Raw genomic sequence first — 2967 nt, forward strand, 5'->3', positions numbered from 1 at the left:
ACACGGGCCCCGGGGGTCAGCCCACCGGAGCCGCCGTCTCCCGCAGCTCGCCCTCGGCCAGGTGCAGCCAGCGGGTGACGCCGATCCCGCTCAGGAAGCGCTCGTCGTGGCTGACCACCACGAAGGCGCCCCGGTAGGCGTTCAGGGCGTTCTCCAGCTGCCCCGCGCTGACCAGGTCGAGGTTGTTGGTCGGCTCGTCCAGCAGCAGCAGGTGCGGGGCCGGCTCCGCGCACAGCACGCAGGCCAGCGTGGCGCGCAGCCGCTCGCCGCCCGACAGCACCCCGACCGGAAGGTGGGCGCGGGCCCCCCGGAACAGGAAGCGCGCGAGCAGGTTCATCCGCTCCGCCTCCGGCCGCTCCGGCGCGGCCGCGGCGAAGTTCTCGGCGACGGTGCGCTCCGGGTCGAGCAGGTCCAGGCGCTGCGAGAGGTAGGCGACGCGCCCGTCGGCCCGCCGCAGCTCGCCGCCCCCGGGGGCGAGGTCGCCGGTGAGCAGGCGCAGCAGGGTGCTCTTGCCCGCGCCGTTGGCGCCGGTCAGCGCGATCCGCTCGGGGCCGCGGACGGTCAGGTCGACGCCGGCGAACACCTCCCGCTCGCCGAGCCGCACCCGCAGCCCCTCGCCGAGGAACAGGGTGCGCCCGGCGGGCACCTGGGTGTCCGGCAGGTCCAGCACGATCCGCTGCTCCTCGCGCAGCGCGCGCCCCGCCTCGTCCAGGCGCGCCTTGGCCTCGCCGACCCGGCCGGCGTGCACCTGCCCGGCCCGTCCGGCGGCCTCCTGCGCGCCGCGCTTCATGTTCCCGGCGAAGATCCTCGGCAGCCCGGCGTTCTTGAGGTTGCGGGCGGCGTTGCTCTGGCGGCGGTCGGCCCGTTCGCGGGCCAGCTGCATCTCCCGCTTCTCCCGCTTCAGCTCCTGCTCGGCGCTGCGGACGTTCTTCTCCGCGACCTCCTGCTCGGCCCGCACGGCCTCCTCGTAGGCGGTGAAGTCGCCGCCGAACAGCCGCAGTTCACCCCGGTCGAGTTCGGCGATCCGTTCCATCCGGTCGAGCAGCGCGCGGTCGTGGCTGACCAGCAGCAGGCAGCCGTGGAAGTCCTCCAGGGTGTCGTACAGCCGGTGCCGGGCGTCCAGGTCGAGGTTGTTGGTGGGCTCGTCGAGCAGCAGGACGTCGGGCCGCTTCAGCAGCTGGCCCGCGAGGCCCAGCGAGACGACCTGGCCGCCGCTGAGGGTGCGCAGCGTGCGGTCGAGGGTGAGCGCGCCCAGGCCCAGGCGGTCGAGCTGGGCGCGGGTGCGCTCCTCGATGTCCCAGTCGTCGCCGATGGCGGTGAAGTGCCGCTCGTCGACGTCCCCGGACTCCACCGCGTCGATGGCCCGGATCACCCCGGCGACGCCCAGCACCTCGGCGACGGTCAGCTCGGCGGTCAGCGGGAGGTTCTGCGGCAGGTACCCGAGGGCGCCGTCCACGGTGACCGACCCGGCGGTGGGCCGCAGGTCGCCGGCGATCAGCCGCAGCAGCGTGCTCTTTCCGCTGCCGTTGGGGGCGACCAGGCCGGTGCGGCCGGGGCCGACGGCGAAGGAGAGGTCCTGGAAGACGGGGGTGTCGTCGGGCCAGGAGAAGGACAGGTTGGAGCAGACGACGGAAGCGCCGGACATGGGGAAGACCTCACGGGGTGACGGCTTCAGGGGCAGGGCAGGACACACCTGTCCCCTGAGTGGACAAGGGGGAGAAGGGGACGACAGCCGGGCCGCGGCAGCGGTGCTTCAGCGCACCGGCGAGCGGCCTGTCGGTCCGGGTATCACCCGGAGATGTCGTCGTCCACCACCATGTCCGGTCTCCTCTACTAGGGATCAACGTTCTCGTCACCCTAGCAGCACGGGCCCCACGCCGCAGGCGAATTAAAGGGGGTCCGTGAGGCCGGGACGAGTGTTCGGGCGATGCCCTGGAGTGGTGTCATCCGCACCGGGAAGGCCCTCTCGACGCGGCGGACACGCGGCGGCATGCTCGTCCCCGTGCGCGGCTCCCGCCGCGTGCCGCACACCCGTGCCGTCCGACCGAAGGAGTCCCCGTGGACCGTCTCGTGCTGGATCCGACCGGCCGTGACCGCGACGCCGAGACCGCCGAACTGCACGCCCGCGGACCGGCGACGCCCGTCGACATCCTGGGGGTCGAGGCGTGGGCGGTGGCCGACCCGGACCTGCTGGAGGAACTGCTCAAGGACCCCCGGGTCTCCAAGGACGGCCACCAGCACTGGCCCGGCCTCCCCGAGATCGCCACCACCTGGCCGCTCGCCCTCTGGGTGACCGTGCGCAGCATGTTCACCGCCCACGGCGCCAACCACCGGCGGCTGCGCCGGCTGGTCGGCACCGCCTTCACGGCCCGCCGCGTCAACGCGCTCACCGGGCGGGTCGAGGAACTCACGGAGGCCCTGCTGGACGACCTCGCCGCGACGCCGCCCGGGACGCCGGTCGACCTGCGCGAGCGCCTCGCCTACCCGCTGCCGATCCGGGTCATCGCCCAGCTCCTCGGCCTGCCCGACGAACTGACGGACCGCTTCCGGGCTCACGTCGACGGCGCCTTCGACACCACGTTCACCCCCGAGGAGTCGGAGGCCAACGCGGTGGCCTTCTACGGGATGATCAACGAGCTGGTCGCCGCCAAACGCCGCGAGCCCGGCGACGACCTGACCTCCGCGCTGATCGCCGCCTGCGAGGGCGAGGCGGGCGCCGTCGAGGGCGGCGACGCCGGACTGAGCGAGCAGGAGCTGATCGACACCCTGCTGCTGGTCGTCTCGGCCGGCTACGAGACCACCGTGAACCTGATCGACAACGGCATCGCCAACCTGCTCACCAACCCCGGGCAGCTCGCCCTGGTGCGCGCGGGCAAGGTCGGCTGGGACGACGTGGTCGAGGAGACGCTGCGCCGTGACGCGCCCGTCGCCCACCTGCCGCTGCGCTACGCGGTGGAGGACATCGAG

General features: G+C 73.6%; 2 protein-coding genes. One reads left to right on the forward strand and one right to left on the reverse strand.

The genetic code is table 11. The annotated features are described in order from the left end of the window. Window positions 1-16: 16 nt before the first annotated feature. The gene (abc-f, locus tag ABD308_RS27620) at window positions 17-1645 is read right to left on the reverse strand and encodes a ribosomal protection-like ABC-F family protein (RefSeq protein WP_344339987.1); all 1629 of its coding nucleotides are present in this window, start codon (window positions 1643-1645) and stop codon (window positions 17-19) included. Window positions 1646-2058: 413 nt separating this feature from the next. Here abc-f and ABD308_RS27625 point away from each other — a divergent pair. Continuing rightward, a partial coding sequence (locus ABD308_RS27625) for a cytochrome P450 family protein (protein WP_344339989.1) occupies window positions 2059-2967 on the forward strand: 909 nt, incomplete at its 3' end.

Origin of the sequence: Kitasatospora putterlickiae (genome assembly GCF_039527695.1) — a bacterium.
Lineage (GTDB): Bacteria > Actinomycetota > Actinomycetes > Streptomycetales > Streptomycetaceae > Kitasatospora > Kitasatospora putterlickiae.

What these genes read in the sequence shown, in the direction of transcription:
- abc-f (WP_344339987.1), bottom strand. Translation starts at nt 1,645, where the DNA reads ATGTCCGGCGCTTCCGTCGTCTGCTCCAACCTGTCCTTCTCCTGGCCC.